The sequence below is a fragment of the Leyella stercorea genome (assembly GCF_019052365.1).
GTDB lineage: Bacteria > Bacteroidota > Bacteroidia > Bacteroidales > Bacteroidaceae > Prevotella.
In genome coordinates, this window is the sequence record NZ_JAHQUY010000175.1 from 1 (window position 1) to 973 (window position 973).

Below are 973 nucleotides of genomic sequence, written 5' to 3' on the forward strand. Positions count from 1 at the left end.
CTCGTGTATCTGTCTTCACATGCAACTAATCGCTATTTTATCCCGAATTGGGGTAAAATAGTGCAAGCCAAGAGTAGACACGCCCTGAATGGAAGCAGCTCATGGATTGTCTGGAACGAGGTGACGAACTGGTCATCTCGAAGTTCAGCAATGCGCTGCGTGGCGTTCGGGAGTTGGCGATGTTCCTGGAGTTTTGCAGGGTGAAGGTGATAAGGGTCATTTCCATACAAGAAAAGATCGACTCCAAGGGTGAGCTATTCCCAAGTACATCAATCGCCGATGTGCTTTTCATGTTCGGTTCGTTGTCCGAAGAGGTCGTTGCCTTGCGCGAATGTCTGTGATACGACTGCGACAATCATCGCAGCGAGAAGAATGATTCTGTTTTTCTTGTTCATAAATCGTTTTTTTTCTGTGCCTTGGGGATTGGATGATCCCGTTTGGCGGTTGATACTTTTGTTTACTCATGCGGCATGATGCCGACTTGTGGATTCAGTGGCGAGCTGAGATTTTAGCCGTAGTCTTTCTTTTTCATTGGTGTACTTTAAAATTATTGTTAGAGGCGATATGCCTTGAGTCCCTCATCAAATGCAGCCTTGATTTCGGCAGCATGGATAGCAAAATGCTCGTTGATGATGTTGTCTATGAAACTTGCTACAGTAGCCTGTCCTTTACCAACCACATTCACAAACTTCATAATTCTCTCGTGTGTCTCTTCTTTGATGCAGACTTGCTTACCGTTTCTTGCAGTAAAGTCGGCTTTGGACATAAACTTGTCTATATACCCAACTCTTTTTTCTGCTTGGGACGACACGGTTACATTCACTGTGGACTGAATACTGATGTATTCCTTTGTCGCACCATTCTTTCTTTTTCTGTTTCTTTCCATTGTTCTCTAAATTTTATTGTTATACAAAATCAAGGATATTGAAGTCCTCTATACTGTCTGGCACCTTAAACTCTTTCTTTGGCTTGG

General features: G+C 43.3%; 2 protein-coding genes and 1 pseudogene. 1 reads left to right on the forward strand and 2 read right to left on the reverse strand.

What is annotated here, in order from left to right; translation table 11 throughout:
- Positions 1-80: 80 nt before the first annotated feature.
- Positions 81-332: pseudogene (locus KTQ90_RS13460) on the forward strand (recombinase family protein); the annotation flags it as partial.
- Here the strand turns inward: KTQ90_RS13460 and KTQ90_RS13910 are convergent.
- Both KTQ90_RS13910 and KTQ90_RS13465 read right to left on the reverse strand, forming a co-directional pair.
- Positions 270-395, reverse strand: coding sequence for a hypothetical protein (locus tag KTQ90_RS13910; RefSeq protein WP_302180518.1), 126 nt, complete (start codon positions 393-395; stop codon positions 270-272). The pseudogene KTQ90_RS13460 and the gene KTQ90_RS13910 sit on opposite strands and share 63 nt — an antisense overlap.
- Before the next feature lie 158 nt (positions 396-553).
- The gene (locus KTQ90_RS13465; RefSeq protein ID WP_106813439.1) at positions 554-886 is read right to left on the reverse strand and encodes a DUF3408 domain-containing protein; all 333 of its coding nucleotides are present in this window, start codon (positions 884-886) and stop codon (positions 554-556) included.
- Positions 887-973 lie beyond the last annotated feature (87 nt).